Source organism: Helicobacter pylori SA213A, assembly GCF_000476275.1.
Lineage (GTDB): Bacteria > Campylobacterota > Campylobacteria > Campylobacterales > Helicobacteraceae > Helicobacter > Helicobacter pylori_CL.
The window spans coordinates 159,748-183,853 of record NZ_CBOM010000001.1 but is presented as its reverse complement, the minus strand read 5'-3'; the positions used below and the strand labels follow the sequence as shown (position 1 = coordinate 183,853).

Below are 24,106 nucleotides of genomic sequence, written 5' to 3'. Positions count from 1 at the left end.
ACAAATTCTATAAAGGATAGAGATCTAAATTATAAATATTTTATGGCGTTTATAGGTGTTTAACGAACACCCAAAGGTTTAATTGACCTTTAAAGGTTACTCTACTCCCCAAAATTCCCGCTAACTACAGAAACTTTCTTGCGGTTTCTGTCTTTATGCTCAAACTTCACAACGCCATCTGTCAGTGCGTATAAGGTATGGTCTTTCCCCATGCCCACATTGTTACCAGGATGCATTTTAGTGCCTCTTTGGCGCACGATAATATTCCCTGCTCTCACAAACTCTGATCCAAATTTTTTCACGCCTAAGCGTCTTCCTGCAGAATCTCTGTTATTCTGCGTGCTCCCTTGACCTTTCTTGTGTGCCATTGTTTAATACTCCTTATGCTACAATTTTAGTGATTCTCACACGAGTGAAATCTCTTCTAAAACCACGCTTGGTTTTACTATCTTTTCGGCGGCGTTTTTTGAAAGTGATGACTTTCTTAGTGCGCCCTTCATTGATCACTTCCGCTTCAATCTTAGCCCCATTCACAAAGGGTTTTCCGCAAGAAAGCTTGCCCTCTTTGGATACGGCTAACACTTCCACTAACTCCACTAAAGCCTTAGGCTCTTTATTCATTTTATCCAGTAAAACAATATCGCCCTCAACGACTTTATATTGCTTACCGCCATGTTTGAATATTGCGTATGACATTTCTATTCCTTAAAAATTAAACGCTCTTTTTAAAATAAACGCCTATTATAGTGAGTATTTGCTAAAATGTAACTTTAAATTTAGATTAAACGAAATTTTTCATTCAAAATAGTTCTATTTAACCCGCCATGATTCTTGCATTCCAATTTAAAAAGCAAAAACATGTTGGTTAAAACCTCCAATCTCTTGTTTTTGGAATACTTTTAGCTTGTTTGATTTGAAAAACCAATAAGGATTGAACGATCATGCGCGTTACCTTTGGCTCTAAATACAACCAAATGAATCACTATCAAAACGCTTTGCAAAATAAAATCAATGACGCTAACACCCAAATCGCTTCAGGGCTAAAAATCCGTTATGGTTATCAAAACAGCGACATTAATAACCAAAATTTAAAATTCCAATACGAAGAAAACACCTTAAATCAAGGCATTGATGTGGCTCAAAACGCCTACACTTCAACGCTCAATACCGACAAAGCCTTACAAGAATTTTCTAAAACGATGGAAACTTTTAAAACCAAACTCATCCAATCCGCTAACGATGTGCATTCAGAAACTTCTCGCAACGCTATTGCTAACGATTTAGAACGCTTAAGAGAGCATATGATAAATATCGCTAACACCTCCATAGGGGGGGAATTTTTATTTGGGGGCAGTAAGGTGGATAGACCCCCCATTGATAGCGAGGGGAAATACCATGGCAATGGCGAAGATCTAAACGCGCTAGTCAGTTCTGATAACCTTGTGCCTTATAATATCAGCGGGCAAGATTTGTTTTTAGGCACAGATAAAGACAAACACAAGCTCATCACCTCCAACATTAAATTATTCAACCAAAACAAGCTCCACCCTGATGTGATGGACGCTTTAGAGCATTCTTCATTACCTGAAGAAGTCTTTATTAAACCTAGCGATACCTTGCGAGAACTCATCGGCGATAACGACAAAGACCCCACCAATGACCCTAAAGAATTTTTTTATTTGCAAGGCATTAGGCCTGATGGCTCTAGTTTTAAGGAAAAATTCGCGCTGGATAAAGCCTATCAAAACCAAGAAAGCGCGACTAAAGTGAGCGATTTATTGGATAAGATCGGGCATGCTTACGGGAACACTTCGCAAAACAAAGTCGTGGATGTGAGTTTGAACAATTGGGGGCAAATTGAGATTAAAAACCTAACACCCGGCAGTGAAAATTTAGACTTCCACTTGATTTCTAGCGATGGGGATTTTGATGATTTGGACGCTTTGCGTTCTAGCGGCAAAAGGGTTACTGAATATGTCAAAAGTGCGTTTGTAACGGACAGGAGTTTGAGCCAAGTTAAAGCGATACAGAGCATGTATAACCCTAATGCGCTTGAAGTTCCTAGCGTGTTTGTTACCAAAGACAATGTTTTAGCCAATAAAAACACCAAATTGAGCGAGATTTTTGGCGATAAAGTAGAAACCTTAAAAATCAATGCCAGCCGTTTAGACAATACCGGCAGTATCAAAATCCCAAACCTCCCTATTTATTTGGATATTCCCATCCTTTTAGACGTGAAAAACTCCACCATTAAAGATTTGAAAGATGCGATTAAAGAGCGTTTTAATAATGAAGTGGATGTGGAAGTTGAAAGCAACGGGCGTTTGAGGATCATTGATAATGCACCTAACCAATCGCCCATCTCTTTTGCTTTAAGCACCCTAGATGCTAAAGGGCTAGAAGTCGCTGGTATCCCTACGAATAATGCGAGCGAATACCAAAAAACTTATTTCAATAAAGAGGGGGCAAAATTAGAAAGCAATGTCGCTCAAATCGCTCAAAATGGTGTGGCTAATGGCTCTACTCAACTCAGTGAAGTCTCTAGGGGGAGTTTAGAAAAAAGCGTTTTTAACATGAAATTAAACGATGTTAATGGTTCGTTTTTAGAAGCGCAAATGATTTTGGATAATGGGGCTTTTTTGAGCCTTCCTAATGGCATTAAAATCCCGCTCTATGACCCCACAACCGCTGATGTCCAAGTTTCTAAACCCAATGAAGTTACTTACAGGCAGCTTATGGATGCAATGAGTATTGCACTTAATTATAGCAATATTGACCCTGCAATCTATCAGCAAATCAGCGATAACCCCTATTCAAAAGAAAGCAAGGAACAATTTATTGATTTGTTGAAACAAGCTAAAGGCAATCTTTCTGTCAATTTGAATGAAGATGGCAAAATAATAATCCAAGACAACATGCATTCAAACACGAAAATGCAGTTCATGCTTTTTGATAAAGATGCGAATGATTTTTCTCAAAACGCCTTGCACAGCGACAAACCAAGCCTTAAATTAAACGCTAATAACGCTCTGATTATTGACAAGCCAAGCGTGAATTTTTTTGATCAACTAGAGGGCGTTATCGCTTCTGTCAGAAAAGGGATTTATCGCCCGGACGCTTTAGGGGATACTTATTCTAGCGACATGCGTAATTTAGGCATTCAAAATGGCATCACCCTTATAGACCATTTGAGCGATCACATAGAAAAAATGATCGCTAAAAACGGCGCTCATGGTAAAGCGTTTGAGAACATTATCAGGCGTAATGAAGTTTTAAAAACGCAAGTTCAAAGCATTCGTGGGGAAACGACCGGCACGGATATGGCAGAAACTTACAACAAGTTTTCCAATCTCACTAACAATTATAACGCTGTTTTGGCTTCCACGAACAAAATCAATAACTTGTCTTTAACGAAATACTTGTAATCTTTTGATGGTTTTTAAGCGTTCTAAAAAAAGATATTAAAAATGCTTTAAGCTTCTATGAAGCCCCCCCTCCTTTTGCCCTTTATTTCGTGGGCAAATCGCCTACAGGACAAGCGGCCACACCCACGCTTGGGCGAGTAATTTTTTCTACATTTTCTTGAGCTTTTTTGGGGTCATTAACCCAAGTTTTATAGAACTCAAAAGGGCATTCCGCCACACCCTTATCCCCATCGCCACTAGCAAAAACCCCACTATAACCTCTGTGCAAGAGTTTGAAGAGTTGGTTTTGGCTTTGGTCGTATTTCCTCGCATCACGGATTTGTTGCACAGAAAGTTGAGCGTATTGAAGACCATTTTCTTCTTCCCCGCATTCGCCCAAAGTATGCCCGTCAAAACCAATAATGCTAGAATGCCCAAAATAGGAATACACCCCATCAAAGCCGGTCGCATTCGCTACCGCTACATAACACTGATTAGCCCACGCCATAGCTTTCACGATCGCAATTTGTTGCTCCTTAGCCGGATACATGTAACCTTGACAGCGCACAATGAGTTCTGCCCCACGCATCGCACAATCGCGCCAAATTTCAGGGTAGTTCCCATCATCGCAAATGATCAAAGAAACTTTCAAGCCCTTAGGCCCATCAACCACATAAGTTTTATCCCCAGGATACCAGCATTCAATAGGGCACCAAGGCAATATTTTGCGGTATTTTTGCACAATTTCACCCTTATCATTGACAAGAATCAAAGTATTATAGGGATTCTTTTTGGCTTGCTCGTGTTTTTCCCCAGTCAAAGAGAACACTCCCCAAACCTTGTTTTTCTTACAGGCCTCAGCAAAGATTGCGGTTTCTTCTCCAGGAACGCTTGCGGCTGTGTCAAACATTTCTTGTCTGTCATACATAATCCCATGCGTGCTGTATTCGGGGAAGATAATCAGATCCAATCCGGGCAAACCCTGTTTGACCCCACCAATCACCTTAGCGATATTACGACAATTTTCCAACACCTCATTCTTAGTGTGGAGTCTAGGCATCTTATAATTAACTACCGCTACACCCACAGTATCTGGGCTGCTACTAATATCTCCATGTCTCATATTATGTTCCTTGTTTTTTGATGAGAGTTCCTACAAACCCTCTACTTGAATTTATAAAATAATTGTGTAAACGGATTTATAATGAATATGAAAACTTTAATCATTATGATTATTGTGGGCGAGTTTTAACTTTTTTGCTCTATTTGGTAACCTATTTCCAGAAAAATGAGGTTTTAGCCGCTCTGTTTTTATAGTTATTTGATTTTCACTTCCACTAAGCCATATAGCGCGTTAATGCAATAGATTTTAGACGCTTTTTGCAAATCGTGTAATTTTAAAGGGGCATGTTCAACAAGACCCTTTTTTAACAACCCCACAACACCCGTCCCGTTTAACGCGCCCGCGCTAAAATAAGGGGTTAAAAGCCTGTTATGGATTTCTAAAACAAGATTGCTCCTAGCGCCCTCAGTGAGTTCTAGATCCTGGTTATAAAAGATTTCATCAAACATAACGCCTTTTTTAATGAGCGCTCGAGCCTTTTGATAAAAAGGGGCGTAAGTGGTCTTATGGTATAAAAAATCATTGTGTTTATCAATGGGGGCTTCACTCAAACGGATTTCTAGGCTTTTTAAAGGCTCTAAGGTTTTGTATTCTTTAATGAGCTTGCCCTTTTTATTGAGTAAAACCCTTAAAACCCCTTCTTTTTCTAATTCAAAGTCTAAAAGATTGTCATCGTATTTAAAGTTAAAATATTGGGCGCTATGCATTAAGCGTTCTTTATGGGCGTTTTTATTGTTAATCTCTAATTTTTGATCCCTTTTGATAATTTTCATCGTCTCTATAATCTCAAATTCTATTTTGGGCATCACAAAAAAGCTTTTTAAAAAGCTCTCTTCATATTCCTTTGAAGCTTTACTTTGATAAGTTACCCCACTCCCTACCCCTAAATGCAAAAAATTTTCATGCACTCTTTTTTCTAAAGTGCGGATAGGCACGCTAAAAAGGGCTTTTTTTCCTCCAACCATGCCTATCGCCCCGCAATACACCCCCCTAGGGCGTTTTTCTAATTCTTCAATGATTTGCATGGTTTTGATTTTAGGGCATCCGGTCACCGATCCGCAAGGGAACAACGCCTTAAAAATCTCAAACAAGCTAGTTTTTAGGGGCAATTGAGCTTCAATCTCGCTTATCATTTGATACACGCTCGGCAAGCTGATGATTTCAAACAATTGATTGACTTTCACGCTATTTTTTAAGGCCAAGCGGCTCAAATCGTTACGCAATAAATCCACAATCATCACATTTTCACTTCTGTTTTTGTCATCATTTTGCAAAAACAATCGGTTTTTTTCATCTATTAAGGGGTTTTTTGAGCGAGCGATCGTGCCTTTCATGGGTTTTGTAATAATCTTAATCGCTGTCTCTAAAAACTCTAATTCAAAAAACAATTCCGGCGAAAAGCTTAAAATACTCCCAAACTCATTTTCTATCAAAGCCTTAAAAGGCGTGTTTTGGTTGTGTATCACTTCCTTAAAAACGCGCTTTGGTTTGGCTTTAGTGTCTAAAAATAAATCCATCGTGAGATTCACTTGATAGGTATCGCCGTTTTTTAAATGTTCTTTAACGGCTTTAAACTGCTTGAAATAAGTTTTTTGATCTAAAGAGCTGTGGATTTTAGGGTAAAACGCATGCTCTTTTAAAGGCTCTAAAGAGTGTTTTTTTCTTTCTAAAAATTGTTCAAAATACAAAAAAGGGGTTTGGCTTTGAAAGGTTTCATCTAAAAACGCTAAACGCGCTTCGTATAAAAGATACCCCACAAAATACCCATTCCCCCTATTTTGAGAGATGAAATCCAGGGCGTTTTTAAGCTCATTAAGATTAGTGGCTGTGAGTTTTTTAACGCTTTTTTGATATTTAAAATCCCCAAAAATCATTTAATTTTTAGCAACGGCTTCGTATTTGTCTATCAAAAACACCGGGTTATAGCTCATTTTAGACCTTCTCAAACCCTCTAATCCTAGATCTTCTTCTCTGTTAGCGTAAGTTAAATGGCTAAATTCATTCAAAAGCAATTGCTGGTTGATGATTTGATACGCGCCCACAATATCTGTGCGGGCTTTTTCAATGTGAATGAGCACGCTCTCTTCGTTTAAAACTTCTCCAAAACTAAACGAGACTATTTCTCCATTAACCCTAATAAGCCCCCCCTTTAAATCCAAGCTTTCATAATTTTCCAACACGCTTTGAATGCCCTTATTTTCGTTGATTAACCCTATATCATCAGTCTGGCTTTCTAAAAACCACGCTTTAGAGGCCTCTAAAACTTCCTTTCTGTTTTGAGGAGAAATTTTTTCATAAACAAAATTCGCATGATTGGTTAGAAACTGGTTTAAGTGGTTTTTTTTCTTATGGTATTTTTTCCCTTTGAGCACGATCAGTTCTTCAATAGAATAAACATAATCGCTCCTGTCTCTGTTGTAAGTGAAATCAAACACCCCTACAAAATTGTCTTTCAAATCGTCTTTTTGCTCTAAAGTCAGGGAGTGGAATCTTAAATTTTTTTCTAATTTCAAAAGTTCTTTCACGCATTCATGCACATTCTTACCGATAGGATAGAAATAAAAGGGTTTTTGATTTTCATAAGTGGTTTGAATCACCAAGCAATCCTTAATCACCGCCACTTGAATGAGCCTTGCATGCTGCCATAAAAAACAATTCGTAAAACTCACATCTGATAAAACGATCTTTTGAGCGCTTAAAAACCTTGAAAACAAGTCCTTATGCTCTAGCTTAATTTTTTCAAACATGGCAACTCTCTTTTATTTTTTTAATTCTTTTAGGGCGTTTTCTTGAAATTTTCTAGAAATTTTAAAAATCTCTGCATAAAAACTCGTAAGAATTTCTTCGTTCAAATGCTTGAAACCTCTTTGATTGAGTCGTTTTAAAATTTCTTGCTCCCTTTTAGGGCAATAAATGGGGTTTTCTTGTTTGATGAGCGCGATTTTTAAAGCCACTTCTAAGCGTTTGTCTAAAAGATCGCTCAATTCATTGTCTAAAACATCAATTTCAGCCCTTAAATTTTCTAAAAGACTATCCAAACTTTTTTGCATCTACTCAAACCCCTTTTAAGCCTTCTTCTTCTAAACGCCATAAATCTTCTAAACTTTCTTTTTTTCTGATCACTCTGATTTTGTGATCTTCTAGGGCTAATTCTAAGAGTTTGGGGCGCGAATTGTATTGACTGGCCATGCTAGAGCCATAAGCCCCAACCTTCTCAATCGCTATTTTATCGCCTGGCTCTAATTCTGGCAAACGGGCATCTTTTAAAAAAGTGTCGCTGCTCTCACACACAGGCCCTACCACATCGCAAGGCGAGATCTTACGCCCCTTAGATGGCGTTATAACCCTTATAGCATGCTTAGCATGATACAAACTCGGGCGTAAAAAATCATTCATGCCCGCATCTACGATTACAAAGCGCTTGTTTTGAGCCTTTTTTTCATACAAAACCTGCGTGATCAATTCCCCACTCTCAGCCACGATGGATCGGCCCGGCTCACAAATAATGGTCAAATCCAAGCCTTGAAGCGCGTTTAAAATCCCTTGCGCGTAATCATAAAGCTTAATCGTTTCTTCATTTTCATAGCTCACGCCAATGCCTCCGCCCACATCAAAAAAACGCAAATCTATCCCTAGCGCTATCAAAGATTTAGCGATTTTGGCCACCTTATGGCTCGCTTCTATAATCGGCTCTAAATCTAATAGCTGTGATCCGATATGAAAATGCACGCTAATTGGCTCTAAAAACGCGCTTTTTTTAGCCCAAAGAAACATTTCTAAAGCTTCTTTTTCTCCCACGCCGAATTTATTTTCTTTCAAACCGGTAGAAATATAGGGGTGCGTTTTAGCGTCAATGTTAGGGTTGATTCGAATGGAAATCCTAGCCTTTATCCCTAAAGATTGAGCGATTGTTTCAATCGTTTTTAATTCCATAAAACTTTCCACATTCAAAAATAAAATGTTGAGTTTTAGGGCTTGCTCTATTTCAAACGCGCTCTTACCCACCCCGCTAAACACGATTCTATAAGGTTTGATGCCCGCTTTTAAAGCCCTTTGTATCTCGCCTAGAGAAACGCAATCCGCTCCGCTTTCTAAACTTGCCAATAAAGAAAGGATACTCAAATTAGAATTCGCCTTTAAAGCGTAACAAATCAACGATTTACGCCCCCTAAACGCCTCTTTATAGCTTAAAAAAGCCTGTTTGATTTTGTCAAAATCATAGAGGTAAAAAGGGGTTTTATAAGTTTGAAACAGCTCTTCATAATTAAACATAGAAAAACCTAACCATAAAATTTGAACGAAGCATTATAGCAAAAAAGCTAAAACACCACTCGCATGCCCACATTCCCGGTTAGATTAATATCTTGGTATTGCAAGCCCAACTTAAGCCCCACCCCCGCATTCACATACATCAAACGCCACAAATGCATCTCACCCCCTGTAACCACGCTCGCAAAAGTGTTAAAAGCTTCCCCCTTGCGATACAATAAAGTGTTTTCACCCACAAAACGCACCACATTATCGCCCTTGGATTTGATCAAAAGATCCCTACCCAACCTGGCCGTTACAAAATAATAGGAATTTTGACCAAAATATTTACGGCTCTCTAACCCCAAGTTGAGCGTTAAAACCGATTCGTTAGAAGGGTTTGAATGCATGACAAATTGTTTGTAAGCGGCGTCATTCATTTTGCCTTTCATCCCGCTCAAGCCTATAAAATGATAGCTCACGCCCACTTGAGGTTTTAACACCACGCTTTTTTGTTTGAACATGAAATCATAGCCGTAATTCCCGTTCACGCTCGTTGTCCAAGTGTTGTAATGGTAGCGTTGGTTGATTACAGAGAGCAAGGGATTAGAAGAATTGATATTTGTCGCATTGCCTCCATAAGTTTCATTCGCGCTCAAAGTGAATTCATTCCTTTTTAAAAAAGCCCTCGCATACACCCCCACATCCACATTATTCGCCAAAGAATGGATGATGTGCCCGTTAAAGTCGCTATAGCCATAAGCCACATAACCCCCAAGGATCACATTTTTAACCAACCGGTCATAGCCCGCATTCAAGCCATAAAGCGTGCCATTGCCTCCAGCAATAAAGCTCGCTCCCCCCACCCCTTGAACCCAAAGGTTATTTGGGTGTTTGTTAGGTTGAGAGTATTTGACAAAAACTTCGCTAGGGTTAGCGTCTCTAAAACGCTTGTTTTTAAGCTCTAACAAAGAAAAATTAGACTCCCCTTCTCTGCTCCTAAAATCAGAGAGTTTGGTCAAACGGCTGGTTTGTTGGGTGTAGCTCGCCATTTCTAAAAGATTGGTAGCGTTATCCCTAAAATTAGGGTTAGAAATCAAGCTTATGGTGTTTTGGAGATCTTTTGTCACGCCTAAGATTTCATTCAAAGAGTGGTTTTCTAAATAAATCGGCGCAAAAAGCGGGTTTTCTTTCGTTTCCATCATTAATGTTGAAAGCCATTTAACAGCGCTATTCCCTCCTATGGCTTCAATTTGATTTAACGCGCTTTGCCCTTGAATGCCCACAATGTAATCTTGCAAGGTAGGCGGGGTAAAATCCATGATCTTATTGCCATAAGACATTTTAATTTGATCATGAAGGACAGAAAGGCTTAAAATGTTGTTTTTAGGGGCGTTGTTTTGACTGGAGTTCGGCAGCGCTACGCTTAACAATAACCCCTTATCTTGCAATAAAACCCGTTGGCCTAAATAAGTCAACACGCCGTTGTTTTCCTCTATGTGGTTCCCGTTGATATTGATTAAAGTGTAGAGTTTCAAATACGATTGCAAGCTGTTGGGGTTGATATTGTAGTTGATGTAACGGCTGCTTTTCAATAAAGTGTAAGCCGTGTTATTGGCCATGCTGTTATTGATATTTATAAAAGGCGTTTGAGTGGCGTTAAGATTGATCACGCCTCCTGCTTGAATGAGCGCTGTTGCAGGCGTTTGAGGGTTTTCTAAATTGAAATTAATCGTTCCAAAATGATTCAAAGCCCCCCCTACTTGTATGCCATAAATACCGGTGCTTAAAGAAGCGTTTGAAGCGATCGTTAAATTTTGAAGTGCCTCTATTTTGCGCGTGGCGTTGTTGTTGAATGCGCCTTGAATGTTTAAATTATTCGTTACAAAGCTGGCGTTTTTTTCTAGCACCGCTTGATTGGAAATCGTGAGGTTGTTGGCTTGGAATTGGGCGTTATTGTAAAGATACAAATTTTTAATGTTTGCAGACCCTTTGATTTTTGAAAAATCAACCACCCCATTAGCGTAAATATTGCCTGAAAAATTGAAATCATTCGCCGTAACCCTCAAACTTTCATCGTTATTGTTCAAGGCGATTTGCGTGTTATTTGATGCATTATTAGAAGCGTTATTGGAATTAGCGTTAAGCGTGCAAGGGTTTGTGCTTGGCGCTGTTAAACCGCTTGGTTGCACGCAACTAGCATTAATAAAAAGATCGCCTTGAGATACGGAAACATTGTTATTAATAGCGTTAATCTTAAGGCCGTTGCTAGCATCAAGCGTGGTGATGTTAATGTTAGAAACTTGATTAGACAATAATTGAAGCGTTCCAAAATGGTTAGTGAAAGCGATATGATTGTTTCCGGCAAAAATGAGCGAATTTCCTGCGTTAAAAGAAAGCGTGCCTCCATTGGCGTTAGAGAAAGTGGAATTTTGCACAAAAACATTGCCTTGCGCGTTGAAACTAAAATCCCCTTTTTGCCACACTTGACTCAAGCCATAGGGAGCGAAAAGCCCTTTTTTACCAAGACTAGGTATCAAATCCCCCAAACCTTGTTCATAAATAGGCCCTAAGCCTTTAGCCGCTAGGACTTTGTCTAAAACGCTTTTAATCTGCTGGTTTTGCAGCAAGCTTTCTAAAGAATTGAGCGTGTCTTGGCCTAAAAATTCGCCAATCATTTGCTTGCCTAAAGCGACTACATCGTTTTTTAAAGCGTTGCTCGGTTTGACAATATCTTGCAACACCACGCTTATGACTTGCCCTATATCGTTAGCGGAAATAAAGCCGGTGATCTGATTGAACAACCCTTTTTTACTCAATAAATCATTGATGGACATGCTCCCTATAAGCTTTTCAGGGTTTTGCAAATCAATGCCCCCTAGTCCGGCTAATCCCCCCACTAGCCCGGTCCAAAAGCCTAATTTTTGTCTGATCAAATCCTTAATCGCTGCATTCAAACCGCTATCATTCATGAGGTTATCAAAATTATTCTGCCCCAAAAGCTGGCTTAGGGTTTGATTTTTTTGTTCAGGCGTTAAATACCCCCCAATCACGCTATTACTCCCTAGCGTATTTACTATCAAATTCCCTAATCCCCCGGCTTTATTAATGGATTGCACCGCCACTTCGCCCAAAATATTAGCGAGCCCGGCTTGATTGAAAACCTTATTGATGCCCTCTTGGCCTAGCATGCTAAAAATCCCATCGGTTTGCGAGCTTACGATATTAGCCTGATTGAGAATGAGCGAAGTTTGGCTGTTAAAAGTTACGCTAGCGCTCCCCCCAGTCCCCCATGCGTTCCCGCTCCCTAAAGTGCCGGTAAGATAAATTTCTTTAGCGTTAAAAGTCGTGTCAATATAGCCCAAATCAGCCGAGCTGGACTCCAAAAGCTGCCCTAAATAAGTGCCTCTAAATTTTTGGCACACAATATCAGTATAATCGCAAGGTGTTTGATAGCCCAAGCCCCCAAAAACCACCGCGCTATTGGTGTCTGTTTGCCCTATTTTAGTCGCTCCTATAATCAAAGCACCGTTATTGAAATTTTGCACCACCGAATTGTTTGCGTTATCAATCAACTCGTTAATGTTTTTCCAATCGCTAGGCGTGATGAGTTTGGTGAGCTGGTTTAGCGCATCGCCCTTTAAACCGCTCAAACTTGAAAGCGAAAAATCATTCCCTAATATCTTTTTGATTTCAGGGTAGAGTTTGAGCGCCATTTGCCCTAACGCTTTGATATTATTGAAATTATAGCCCTTGTTATAGATGTGTAATGCGCTAATAGGGTTGCCTTGCGCGTCATAGGTTTGCGAAATGATAGAAGATTCAGAGATTAGATTATTATTTTTCGTGGTGTTATTGCTGCCGTTAGCTTGATAGGATTGGTTGGGGTTGTAATAGCCTTTCACATTGCTAGTGAGATAAAACACGCCTTCTGCGTCATCGCTATAAGAATACACGCCATTAGCGTTGTTATAAACTTTTTGGTAGTTAAAGACTTCAGAACCAATGTTATAAAGCGTGTTTTTAATACCCGGGATTTGAGAGAGCGTAACGCTTAATTGGTTGTCTTTAAAGCTCTCGGTGATTTTTAGGGCGTTATTGAGAGGGTTAGTGAAACTATAAGTTTGGTTTTTAGCATCATAAATCCCGTCATTGATGTGCATGCCAAAGAAGTTGATGCGCTCATACCAATTACCATTCATACCCGCTTGAATGATGTTATACACACGATTTTTATTATCGTTTAGATCGCTTAGTAAATCAATGTTAGCGATATTCAAGCTCCCTTGATCGCTAAAAACAAGCTGGCTGTTTTTAAGATTCAACACACTGCTGTTATTGGGGTTTAAGAGGTTGCCTCCTAAACTCAAAGGCGCTTTAATATCAAGGGTTTGACGGAAAGTGATGGGGCTTTGAGAAAAAGCGTTATTATAGAAATTAAACGCCGTGCTAGAGGTAATAGCGCTAGAATTTTGGAAATCTAAAGAAGAATTATTGCTTAAATTAAACTGCCCTCCTAAAGAAACTGCCCCCTTAAACACGATAGAAGAATCATTCAAACTCGTAGTAATGTTAGATGAATTAAAATTAACCGCCCCATTAAAATTAAGATGAGAGCCATTATTCACAATCAAGCTTGCAAAATCGTTGATCGTGGCGTTGTTAGAAATATTAATAGTGCTTTGGTTGAGGTTGAGCGAACTGGTGTCATTCAAATTCAAATCGCCTTGAATTTCAAGGGTTGAATGGTTGCTCGCATTGATTGAAGCGTTTTGAGAAAGATTGATCGCATTAGCTTTAATACTGCTTGTCCCCACTGAAACGCTTAAATTAGAATTGTCAAACAACACGCTATTAGCTTGCATTTGATACAAACCAGAGCTTAAATTCGTGCTGTTAGTGAAATTAATCGCATTGGTGGCGTTGAATTTAAAAACAGATTGCGTTTTCCCCACATAGCCCCTAAAAGAGCTGTTAGAAAAATCCAGATTCAAAGCGTTGAAACTAAAATTAGGCTTGCCGCCATTTTGCGCGGTATCGTCTATAAAATAGGAGTTTTGAGCCTGAATGTTTGCGTTATTAGAAATAAAACTCATAGACGAGCTTTGCGTGCCAGCAGCGCGGTTATACAGAGTCGCGTTCGTTAAAAGAATGCCTTGAAGCCCGTTAAAATTAAGACTTGCACCCCCACCGCTAGAAATGCGATTCCCGCTTTCAATGCTACCGGTGATGTAAATCTTTTGCGCTTCGTAATTCCCTGTAATAAAGCCTATGCATTGCAAATTCCAGCAATGCCCGCTTGCATCATTACTCCCTGCTCCCTTATTGTCCCCAAAGCGAATGATTACATTAGATTGTGGCGCATCGCTCGCATTCGTCCATATGCTTTTAGCCCCAAAAACGATCGCACTGTTTTGCCCGGTGAATGTTTGAGAAAATTCCGCCTTAGTGGATAGAGTTTTCCCGCTCGCATAAAAATCAATGCTGTTGTCGTAATAATAAATGGTGTTGTTTGCATTCCCTAAATTATTGTTATAGCTGTTAGGCATGTAGGTCATAAAACCAACAATGCTTTTATAATACAAATGATCCGCTTTTTCCATATCCATGTAGTCAAACACCATGCTAACGCCCAAACGCCGGATAGAAATACTATTAGGTGAAAAAGTCTCTTGGAAATTGTAGGTTTGGTTATTGAAAGAATACACCACATCATAAACGCCATTACCCGCACTAGAGACGAGCTTTTCACTGCTTGCCCCATGCCCTTGGTAGTTGATGAGCTGCCACAGATTTTTACTGAAAGCGTTGTTGTATTCAATTTCTTTAGAAGAGCTTATAAGGGTGATAGGGTTGCCATTAGTGATAGCTTCACCAATATTGATAACCGAATGAGCGTTAAAAACAATTGTCCCATCGCCAAAAGACAAAGGGGCGTTCAGGTTTTTTAAAGTGATGTTATTGAGGGTAACTTGCCCTTTCACGCTCGTGTTCGTAGGGCCATTAAAAACCACATTATCAAAAGTTGCATTCCCTGAAATATTAACAGAGCCGGTATTATTAAAATTAGCATTATTTTGAGAGCCATTACTATTGGTAGGGTTCCCAAAAACAGCGTTCCCGGCGATTTGCAAATTTGAATTAGCGTTAGTGAAATCCCCCACAAACGAAGTGGTTGCGTTAGAATTATTGAAATTGAAAGAAGCGCTGTTGTTAAAGTTGGCGTTATTAAACGAAGCGTTTTTTGCGCTAATCTCAAACGAACCGCTATTGAACTGGTTGTTGTTTGAAAAATTCAAGCTATCGCCGCTGAATTGGTAACTCCCTCCATTAAAGTTGGTGTTTTCAAAAACCGCTTGCCCTGCATTGAAAATGAATTTCCAGTCTTTGGCTTGGTTAGTGAAAGTGGTGCCATACACCGAAAGCTTGCCATTAGCGTTTAGACCACTCAAATTCTGCGAATTGTCCATGTTTTGCGTGGAAAAAGTCATAGAGCTTGAATAAATCCCGGCGTTATGTTGCGTGATGGTAGCGTTAGCGATATTGACGCTATCTACCCCATTAAAGATTAGATTAGCTGCCCCACCCGTGCCTATACGATTGCCAGAACGCAGATTCGCTGTGATATACACATGATAGGCGCTATAAGTGCCGTTAGTCGTGCCTGTGCATTGATAATACGGCCAAGTCCCGCAATGCCCAGAAAGAGCGCTCCCTGAAGTGTCCCCAAAAGACACCGTTTCGCTAGAAGAAACGCTATTTCCAGTCCATGTTGAGTTATACCCAATCACTAAATTACTATTATTCGCGCTAAAGGTTTGCTTAAACGAGTTGGTAAAGCTCCCCCATATTTCAACGCTTGGCAGATAATAAGTCCCGCTCTCTGTAAAATTTTCAGATTTAGGAATATAATATTTATGGTTATACCAAGGCATGTCAGCATTAATATAATTTGAAGTGGATAAGTCAAATTGTGAACCACTGATTGTAGGGGGTGGCGTGTAAGTCCCGCTCTCTAAAGCTTGGATAGTGATGGAATTAGGGCCAAAAGTTTCTTGTAGTTTGTAGATGGTATCCCCTATTTTGTAGCCCACTTGATAGACTTGCGGGGTGTTAGTGGGAGTGTCAGTGGATTTGGGTGTCGTAGCGTTTTCACTCAAAAGCTGTCCGGTAACCCCATTGTAAGTGATCATATCCCACAAACCTTGAGCGAAACTTTGTGGCTCTGAAGAACTTTCGCTCGTTTTTAGGGCGTTTGTCAAGCCATTGAGCGCATGGTTTAAAAGATTGTTATAAGTGATCCCACCGCTAGAATTTAAAATCGTTACGCTATTTTTATCCTCTAAACTTGTGAGGTTGAAAGTCGTCCCTTGAGTGAGAGTAACTTGAGAACTCCCAAAATAAAGGGTTGAGCCATTTTTCAAGTCATTCTTACCGCTTAAAGTAACGCCACCGGTAACACTCATGTTGTTTGTATTAATAGAAGTGTTGAATGTCGTGTTGTTAAAACTCGCCTCTTTTTCTATAGTGATTTTACCGGTATTGTTAAAATTAGCGTTATTGAAAGAGGCGTTTTGGATCGTTAGTTGGTGGTTTGAATTGTTAAAGGCTTGTTGGAAATTCACAGAACCCTTAAGAGTGGTAGCGTTACCACTAAAAGAGCTGTTTTGAATTTGGGGGTGCTGAGCGCTGTTAGTTGGATTAATTTGGCTATTAAAAGTAAAAGTCCCCCCATTAAAGGAGCTGTTTTGGAAAGTGGCTTGATTATCAAAAGTGTATGTAGCGTTGTTGAAATTCGTGCCATTAAAAGAGCTTGCGCCTTTAAAATTAAAACTACCGCTATTAAAGGCGGTGTTATTGGTGGCTCTAAACTCTTTATTGAAAGTATAACTCCCCCCATTTAATTTCGCCCCGCTAAAAGTGGCGTTTTCTTCAAAAGTGAAACTGACGCTTGCATTGCTAAAGGTCGTGTTAGTAGCGTTAGTCGTCCCTTTAAAAGAATAGCTAGGCCCTGAAGTGGAGCAATTAGCCCCTACGCCCACACTAGCTAAAGAACTGCAAACATTCCCACTCAAAGAAACCGAACTGATAGTAATAACGCTGTTAGCATTGCCTACATTCACTTGCGAAGTTTTAAACGCGCTAATATTGGAATTGATATTGACCTTATTAGCGTTCAAGTTTAAAGTGGCTGTGCCGGTGTGCGTGCCAGCTCCCGATCCCACACGATTGCCCACTTCTACGCTATTATTCACATTGATAGTCCCAGCGCTAAAAGTAACATTAGTATGCCCATTAGGATACCAAGAAGTGAAGCTATTCCCACTACTCGCACCTAGATTAAAAGTAGCGTTACTGCCTAATTCAATGTCTAAATTCCCCCCATTATATTCCCCTCCGGTGTAGTTATACAGACCGCTTAAAAAATAAGTGCCGTTATCATTTTTTAAATTGGCTGTGATATTTTGGTTGTTTTGAGAGTGGTAGTAGTTAGCCGCATTACCCCCTGCCCAAGTTTTTGTGATGAGTTGGTTTCCTGTGTATTGTTGTGTTTTTTCTTCCCATTTGTAGCAACTCCATAGAGCATACAATGGACGATACACGCATACCCTTTGGCTTTTTTCCCCCCAACTAAGCCCTAAAATATCCGTTCCATTCGCATACACCCCACTAGCAAACCCACCGATCAGTAAAGGTGTAAGCCATAAAGGACGCTTTAAGATTGTTTTTTGATTTTGATGCGATCGTTTGATACTTTTTGGTTTCTTTTTAAACTTTTTCATTAAATACTGCCCTCTCATTTCCTAAATAGTAACTAAAAATCCTCCCCTTTAAATCAAAGTGCATTTTTTCCAAGCAAACGCCAAAAAAACAAAGCGCACACCAGCACAAACAATTCCTTAAACAGCCATTCGCTTTGAGCGTGCGAGCGGGCAAATTCAGCGCTTTGAAGAACGGCTTCGCCCGCTTTTTGAGCGTTTAAAATATAAGGCGTGTAATAAAAGACAAAGAGCAAACACAACGCTCCTATCGCCACGCCAAGAATCAAATACACTAACGATCTTTTATAGTAAATAAACGAAATGATTTCATAAAGTAACACCACAAAACCGATCGCGCCTAAAACATAATTGAAACGCACAAAGATTTGCGCCATGAGTTTCCCGCTCTCAAATGGAGTCAGATTCAATTCGGGTAAAATGCTTGAAGCTTTGAAAACAATGGGCGCGACTATCGCTCCTAAAATGATCAAAGAGCCGCCCAAAATACCTAAAAGAAGCAAATACACCCCTAAACCAAATTTTTTCATCTTCCACCTTTTTTAAGATTTTTGCAACAAATGGTTGCAATCCTTAAACTGCCACACTTGAACTAAAGGCATAAAAAATTCTAAAAGGGCTTGAATGTCAGTGATCCTGTCTTTTAACCCGATAAACACTTCAATCTTCACGCCTTTTTCTAATAAAAATCTAATTATACGATCACTATACTTGTAATCCAATAAAAATTCTAATTCTTCTAAAGAACCCTCTTTTTTAAAACGCTCCAATTGAGCGCTCAATCCCACGGCTTGATAAAAGTTATCCATGTAGCTTTGCGGATCTTTTTGAAACGAAGAAAGTTGCAAGCGTTTGAACGCCAAACTCTTATGCGCTAGCATGCAAGGCGAAAACAATAACAAAGAATGGATGCGCCGCTGTTGTGAGATTTCATTATAAGCGTATTCTATCGCCTTAATCGCCCCCATAGAAAAGCCTGACACATCATAAGCCCCTTTTAAAAGCCACTCTTCAAACAAAACGCTTTCATTAACAAACCCAAAACCACTAAAAAAACGCATTTTCACCCGTTCAACAAATCATACAAATTGGAATGTTCTAAACATTCTTGCTCCAATAATAGAACGCTTAATCGCTTGCAAGCTGCAATTTGTGGCTTTAAAAACTCCAATTGCTCTTCATAAAGAACGCTTAAAGACTCTTTTGTAGGGGCTAAAAGAAGCTCACTGGCCATAAATTCATTCAAAAATTTCGCTTTTTGCAAGTCTTGTTTAGACAGACTATAACGCTCCTTATAGAGCAACTCTAAAATAATCGTCCCGCTCAAATACACTTTAATGTAATTTTTAATCTCGCTCTCGCTGTGGATTTTATTTTCATTAAAAGCGATAAATTCCCCTAATATTGGCGCTTTATCAAATTCAATTTCTAGCCAATACGCACTCAAGGCTTTCGCGCTTTGATACAAAGCGACTAATTCCTTTTGGTTTTCGTCTAAAGTTTGGGGCTTTTTCTTGCCATAAGCGATCTTGTCTTTCACTTCTAAAATGTCGCTCTCAGTGATCTCTTCTCGTTGGTGTTTTAGGGCGTTTAGAGCGCTTTCATTGATTAAAGTCGCTAACATCGCCCCGCTAAAACCCACGCAAATTTTAGCGATCTTAAGATAATTGAGCGCGTGTTTTTTGTTTTCTAACAGCTTTTCTAAAATGCTTTGTCTTTCTAGTAAATCCGGTAAAGAAATAAAAATGCGCCGATCAAATCGTTTGCTCCTTAATAGCGCTTCATCCATCACTTCCATTTGGTTAGTCGCTCCTATCACCACCACCTCATCGTTTTTTAAAAACCCATCCATTTCGGTTAAAAGCTGATTGAGCGTGGCCTCTCTTTCATCGCTCCTATGCCCTCCCCTAGCCTTACCCAAAGCGTCAATTTCATCAATAAAAATAATAGAGGGGGCATGCCTTTTAGCGTGCATGAAAAGTTCATGCACTTTTTTAGCCCCAGCCCCCACATAAATTTGAGAAAACGCGCTCCCACTTTCATAAAAAAACGGCACTCTAGCTTCACTCGCTAAGGCTTTAGCGATCATGGTTTTCCCCACTCCAGGAGGCCCGATTAAAAGCACGCCTTTAGGGAGAAAAATCCCTAAATCCTGGTATTTTTTAGGGTTTTTTAAATAATCTATCACTTCTAATAATTCTTCTTTAACTTCATCCACCCCTGCAATGTCTTCAAAACGCACCCCTAGCGCATCGTATCGCTGGAATGCATTTTCTAATTCGTTTTTAGTCGCGCTCTCCAAACTCATTTTAGTATCCAATCGTTTGGGCAAGCGCCAAAAGATCCCAAAAAGCATGCTAGAAATGAAAAAAAGCAACGCTAAATTCATTTTAGAAACCTTGCTTAAATTTTCTCGTTTTTCTATGGGCATGCTTTCTGGGATTTTATAGGCTCTTAAAAAGGCTTCTTTGTTGGTTTTATAAAGACCCTTGTTAGCATAAAAATAATTTTCATCTTCAATTAGAGTTTGCTTAGGGTGAGATTGGATCACATAAAAAAAGTCCTTACCCGATATGAGCCTAGAAACATCGCTCAAAACTAAAAAAAGAAGCAAGCAAAAAGTAAGGATCAAAAACCCTAACGCCAAAACAAGCGAGCGGTTTTTGATGCGTTTAAAGGGAGCGGTGAGGTTTTCTAAAAATTTAGAAAACGGCATGATTTTCCCTCTCCTTAATTTCATACTCTTTGATTTCTAAAAAACTAGCCCTTAAAGGCTTATCGCTTTTGATTTTAATGGGGTTGAAAAATTGATCTAAGGCTTTAAATTCGCCATCTTTTTGCACTTCCACTAAGACTTTTAGGGGCGTGTTGAGCTTGAGTTGCAATTGCCTGAACGCCTTATTTTTATGAAAAATCAAATCTTTAATCGCATTCAAACGCTTTTTGGAATCTTCCAAACTCACGCTATCAGTCATCAAGCTAGAGGGGGTGTCTTTTCGTTTGCTGTAAATAAAAGGGTGGATGTGCGTTAAAGGCAAGCTTTCTAAATTTTTAAACGCTTTTTCAAAAACGCTTCCGCTCTCGCCCGGATGCCCCACAATAAAATCCGTGCCAATAGCAAAATTCTTAGAAGCGATTACCTCTAATAATTCCCTATCGCTTTTAGTGCGGTTTCTTCGGTTCATTCTCTCTAGCATGAAATCATGGCTGTGCTGTAAAGCGATATGCAAATGTTTTTCTAAAAAATCCTCTTCTAAAAGCTCTAAAAATTCATCGTTGATTTGATTAGGTTCTAAGCTCCCAATCCTTATGCGTTTTAATCCAGCGATCTGGCTTAATTTTTTAATCAATCGCGCGATATTGCTTCCTCTATCTTTCCCATAGCTCCCCACATTGGTGCCGGTTAAAACCACTTCTTGAACGCCCTTAGAGCATAAAAGGCCCACTTGCTCTAAAATTTTCCTCTCTTCAAAACTCCTAGCCCTCCCTCTCACGCTTGGGATAATGCAATAATTGCAATCAAAATCACAGCCTTCTTGGATCTTGATAAACGCCCTAGTTTTTCCCACAAACTCGCTCACCATCGTGGTGTCTAAGTGCTTGTTTTCTAAATTATCATCTATAAAAAAACGCTTTTTTTCTTGTAAAAGCGCGTTAATCTTTTCTTTATTGTCATGCCCAAAAACGCCCTTTAAAAACCCTTTTTCAAAAAGCTCTTTGCCTTGAGTCTTCACCCCGCAGCCAGTAAATAGCACTTCTTTATTTAATCGCGCCATTTTTTTAGCGTAACTCCTTACTGCGCTATCGGCCCCATTGGTCACGGTGCAAGAATTGATCACAATAATGTCGGCTTCTTGTTCTTCTAAGGTCGCACTAAAATCCTTTAAATTTTCGCCCATCACTTGCGTGTCAAAAAGATTCGTCCTGCACCCAAAAGTTTTGAAATAGACTTTTTTCATTTTTGTTCCCTTTTATTCCCAAAACCATCGCCTAAAAAATCAGCATCCACTTTAAGCAGCTTGCTGGTCGTATAAGCGATATGGATATTTTCTTCTTTCAAAAAAGCTTCAACAATTTCAGCCACAATCTTGCTCCTTAAAGACATGGTCGCATACGAATTGGTTTGATACCACACCGAGATTTTTATCCCGTTATTTTCAGGCATCAAAAAGCATCGAGGCTTCACACTCAAACTCCTTAAAGAATACCGGTCGCGCATTTTATTGAGCTGCTTATAGGTAATATCCGTGTATTCTTTAGACAATTCTGTAGCGATGTTGAGTGCAATTTTAGAAGCTTTTTTAAAATCAGAATCAAATGTAATGCAAAAATCCACCCCATCCCAAACCGTTTTCATCCCAAAATGGCTGTAATTAGCAAACATGGTGGTGAAAATATAATTATTAGGCACAAAAATAATCCGGCCCGCTCTCCTGTTGTTCGTGTAAGTGGTAAAGGTTACATCTTCTAAAATCGTAATGTGCAACATAGAAATATCCAACACATCGCCAATAAAAATATCTGTCCCCTTAGCGATACGCACCCTATCGCCCACATGCACGCTCCCCCCAATCAAAATAATAAACCACCCAAGCAAGCTCATGAACAAATCTTTCATCGCAATCGCTAAACCCGCGCTCGCAAAGCCTAAAACCGTGACCAAGTAAGTAACATTTTCTAAATAAGAAAAAAGAAAGATTAAAATGATCACGCTCACATTCACAAAGTTAATGGCTTTATTAACGGTATAGACGCGCTCGTTATTTTCAATGTATTTACTGGAAATGATTTTTAAAATCCACGCAAACACCACACTCAAAAGGGCGGCTAAAAACACATAAACCAATTTAAAAAGCTGGTTTTTAACTTGAGATTTAACAATGCTTATGGCTTCATCGCTGTCTTTTTGAAAGATCCCGATCGTGGTTTTTAAAATGTTTTGAGCCCCTTGCAATTCTAAGCGTTTGGCTTGAGTTTGATAAATTTCATCGCTTAGTTTCGCGCTTTTATCTAAGGCGTGCCACTCATTTAAAAGCTGGTGTTTTTGATCTAAAAGCTTTAAAACTTCTTCTAAAGCAGTTTGGTTTTTTTTAAGACTTTCATGCTTTAAATGCATGCTTTTAATGAAAGAAATGCCATCAATGATTGCAATAGGGTTAGCGATATTAGGGATATTGGGGATATTAGGGCGCTCTATCAAGTCCTTAAAAGGATTGACCCCATAGCTTTCAAACATTTTTTGCTGGGATTCTAAAGCCTTTAAGGTATGCTCTAAGGTGCTAATCTTTAATAAATCCTTGCTTTTTTTGTTTTTTAAACGCCTTAATTCCTGCCTCACGCTCTCTTTTTCGGTATAAATTTGATTGTAGATCTTGTAGTTTTCAAATTTTTTCAACCACACGTTATCGTCTTTAGCGAGTTTTTTATCCACCAAAGCCATTTGTTTTTGTATGGACAATAGCTCTTGGCTTTTATCTTCTGCTTGTAAAAACAAAAAACAAAAGAATAATAATACCCTTAATGCCATTTTTCTAACACCTTTAAAATCGTTTCTTTAGGGATATGAGAGGCAGCCTCAAACACTCCAATGCCTTTAGGCAGAATGAATTTGATTGTCTTATTTTCGCTTTTTTTGTCTAAAAACAAGCGTTCGTAAAATTTTTGAATATCAATGATTTTGTAATGGAATATCAAACCAAATTTTTTCAATAAATTTTCTATGCGTTCGTATTCTTTTAAAGTGAGCATGCCTAAAGAAAGGGCTAAATCATTAGCCATGCGCATGCCAATAGCGATCGCTTCGCCATGCAAAAATCGCTCATAATCAGTCTCTTTTTCTATCGCATGCCCAAAGGTATGCCCATAGTTCAACCCGGCCCTGATGTTTTGCTCTTTTTCATCTTGCACAATAACTTGAGCTTTGATACTGACGCTTTGGAAAACCACTTCTTCTAAACAATCTTTTAAATCCTTTGTTTCTAATATTTCTACCAAGTTTTTATCAAAACACACCGCCATTTTAATGATTTCAGCAACCCCTGCTTGAAATTCCCTTTTTTCAAGGGTTTTTAAAAAAGACAAATCAATATAAACCGCTTTAGGCTGGTGGAACGATCCGATTAAGTTCTTGCCATAAGGCGTATTGATCCCTGTTTTCCCCCCCACGCTCGCATCCACTTGAGCGAGTAAAGTCGTAGGGATATTAATAAAATCAATCCCCCTAAAATAAATACTGCTCGCAAACCCCACCATATCGCTTATCACTCCCCCACCAAGGGCTATCATTAAAGAATGGCGGTTTAATTGCATTTCAAAGGCGTTGTTTAAAATCCGCTCTAACGAATGAAAATTCTTGTATTTTTCTCCGGACTCTATCACGCACACTCTGACTTCTAAGGCTTTCAAGCGCTCCAATAAATACGATAAATGCAACCCGGCCACGATGCTATCGCTAATAATGAGCGCTTTTTGTTTCAATTTTATTTCAGGCAGTTCCCCCAAAAACACTTTATAGCTTTTTTCTTTTAAAGGGATTACAATTTCTTGCATTC

Annotated in this window: 15 protein-coding genes; 1 reads left to right on the top strand and 14 read right to left on the bottom strand. The window is 39.2% G+C overall.

Annotation, left to right across the window (positions count from 1 at the left end; all coding sequences use genetic code 11):
• Nucleotides 1-101: 101 nt before the first annotated feature.
• Complete coding sequence (gene rpmA, locus QT74_RS00875) at nt 102-368, bottom strand: 50S ribosomal protein L27 (RefSeq protein WP_000940619.1); 267 nt, start codon at nt 366-368, stop codon at nt 102-104.
• A gap of 13 nt (nt 369-381) precedes the next feature.
• A complete protein-coding gene (gene rplU / locus QT74_RS00870) occupies nt 382-696 on the bottom strand; it encodes a 50S ribosomal protein L21 (RefSeq protein WP_033763872.1) in 315 nt (104 codons plus the stop codon).
• A 245-nt stretch (nt 697-941) separates the two neighbouring features.
• Here rplU and flgL point away from each other — a divergent pair, with 245 nt between their 5' ends.
• Nucleotides 942-3,425 (top strand): flagellar hook-associated protein FlgL, encoded by a 2,484-nt coding sequence (gene flgL / locus QT74_RS00865; protein ID WP_033763871.1) that lies wholly within the window; start codon nt 942-944, stop codon nt 3,423-3,425.
• Nucleotides 3,426-3,507: 82 nt separating this feature from the next.
• Here the strand turns inward: flgL and QT74_RS00860 are convergent, their stop codons facing one another.
• From QT74_RS00860 to aroB, 12 genes are all read right to left on the bottom strand, one after another.
• Nucleotides 3,508-4,527 (bottom strand): aliphatic amidase, encoded by a 1,020-nt coding sequence (locus QT74_RS00860; protein WP_001215729.1) that lies wholly within the window; start codon nt 4,525-4,527, stop codon nt 3,508-3,510.
• A gap of 194 nt (nt 4,528-4,721) precedes the next feature.
• Nucleotides 4,722-6,401: a bifunctional chorismate-binding protein/class IV aminotransferase gene (locus QT74_RS00855; RefSeq protein WP_033763868.1), complete on the bottom strand. Its 1,680-nt coding sequence runs from the start codon at nt 6,399-6,401 to the stop codon at nt 4,722-4,724.
• The gene (locus tag QT74_RS00850) at nt 6,402-7,274 is read right to left on the bottom strand and encodes a DUF2156 domain-containing protein (RefSeq protein ID WP_033763866.1); all 873 of its coding nucleotides are present in this window, start codon (nt 7,272-7,274) and stop codon (nt 6,402-6,404) included. It abuts the gene before it with no gap.
• 12 nt (nt 7,275-7,286) lie between these two features.
• A complete protein-coding gene (locus QT74_RS00845) occupies nt 7,287-7,577 on the bottom strand; it encodes a chorismate mutase (RefSeq protein ID WP_033763864.1) in 291 nt (96 codons plus the stop codon).
• Nucleotides 7,578-7,581: 4 nt separating this feature from the next.
• Nucleotides 7,582-8,799 (bottom strand): diaminopimelate decarboxylase, encoded by a 1,218-nt coding sequence (gene lysA, locus QT74_RS00840; protein WP_033763862.1) that lies wholly within the window; start codon nt 8,797-8,799, stop codon nt 7,582-7,584.
• 47 nt (nt 8,800-8,846) lie between these two features.
• Nucleotides 8,847-17,558: an immunomodulatory autotransporter protein ImaA gene (imaA, locus tag QT74_RS00835; protein ID WP_033763989.1), complete on the bottom strand. Its 8,712-nt coding sequence runs from the start codon at nt 17,556-17,558 to the stop codon at nt 8,847-8,849.
• 53 nt (nt 17,559-17,611) lie between these two features.
• Entirely contained in the window at nt 17,612-18,085 is a 474-nt protein-coding gene (locus tag QT74_RS00830; RefSeq protein ID WP_000713336.1) for a DUF4149 domain-containing protein, read from the bottom strand.
• A 12-nt stretch (nt 18,086-18,097) separates the two neighbouring features.
• Nucleotides 18,098-18,616: a pimelyl-ACP methyl ester esterase BioV gene (bioV, locus tag QT74_RS00825; RefSeq protein WP_033763859.1), complete on the bottom strand. Its 519-nt coding sequence runs from the start codon at nt 18,614-18,616 to the stop codon at nt 18,098-18,100.
• A gap of 2 nt (nt 18,617-18,618) precedes the next feature.
• A complete protein-coding gene (locus tag QT74_RS00820; RefSeq protein WP_033763857.1) occupies nt 18,619-20,271 on the bottom strand; it encodes an AAA family ATPase in 1,653 nt (550 codons plus the stop codon).
• Nucleotides 20,258-21,514, bottom strand: coding sequence for a tRNA (N(6)-L-threonylcarbamoyladenosine(37)-C(2))-methylthiotransferase MtaB (gene mtaB / locus QT74_RS00815; RefSeq protein ID WP_033763854.1), 1,257 nt, complete (start codon nt 21,512-21,514; stop codon nt 20,258-20,260). The genes QT74_RS00820 and mtaB overlap by 14 nt, the downstream gene beginning before the upstream one ends.
• Nucleotides 21,511-23,082: a mechanosensitive ion channel family protein gene (locus QT74_RS00810; protein ID WP_033763851.1), complete on the bottom strand. Its 1,572-nt coding sequence runs from the start codon at nt 23,080-23,082 to the stop codon at nt 21,511-21,513. Before QT74_RS00810 ends, mtaB begins: the two co-directional genes overlap by 4 nt.
• Nucleotides 23,073-24,104 (bottom strand): 3-dehydroquinate synthase, encoded by a 1,032-nt coding sequence (aroB, locus tag QT74_RS00805; RefSeq protein ID WP_033763849.1) that lies wholly within the window; start codon nt 24,102-24,104, stop codon nt 23,073-23,075. The genes QT74_RS00810 and aroB overlap by 10 nt, the downstream gene beginning before the upstream one ends.
• Nucleotides 24,105-24,106: the final 2 nt, after the last annotated feature.